This window comes from Anaerotignum faecicola (genome assembly GCA_024460105.1).
Lineage (GTDB): Bacteria > Bacillota > Clostridia > Lachnospirales > Anaerotignaceae > JANFXS01.
This window is the reverse complement of the sequence record JANFXS010000196.1, coordinates 1-487: the sequence shown is the minus strand read 5'-3', so window position 1 is coordinate 487 and position 487 is coordinate 1. Positions and strand designations below refer to the sequence as shown.

The following is a 487-nucleotide window of genomic DNA, read 5'->3' as shown; positions in this document are numbered from 1 at the left end:
CCGAGACGGAAGCTTCCTTTTTTCCCGATGGGAAACAGCTGCAGCAGGGTTGACAGTGCGGATACTACAAGTGCGGCCTGAATCAGGATAACCCGGTCAGCGCCTGATAAGTTAGCGACATTGGACACGATGATTGCCGGAGTAACACAGCCGACGATCATGGCTACCACGTGCTGAAGTGCTAACGGCAGTGCCTGGGAGAATTTTGGGATGCCGTCCAACTGAAAAATAGAAGCGTATTCTTTATTTGACTGTTTCATAGAGAGAGTTCCTCCTTAGGTTTTGGAAGTACTCCGGAAAACCGGATCGCAGTTTTCCGGCAGAAAATTATAACAGCCCAGACCGGTCATTTCCAGACCGAAAAGACAATCAGGAAATGAGCCGTCTGAAAGGCTGCTGAATATTACTGATGAATGCGAGTACCGGTTTTCCCCAGGATTCCCTCTTTTGCTTTTTCAAGCAGAGTGATGAGTGCGTTGCGCCCATC

The 487-nt window shown here is 49.1% G+C and carries 1 protein-coding gene; it reads right to left on the bottom strand.

Going from position 1 to position 487, the window contains the following annotated elements:
- A partial coding sequence (locus NE664_13505; GenBank protein MCQ4727648.1) for a purine permease occupies positions 1-260 on the bottom strand: 260 nt, incomplete at its 3' end.
- Positions 261-487: the final 227 nt, after the last annotated feature.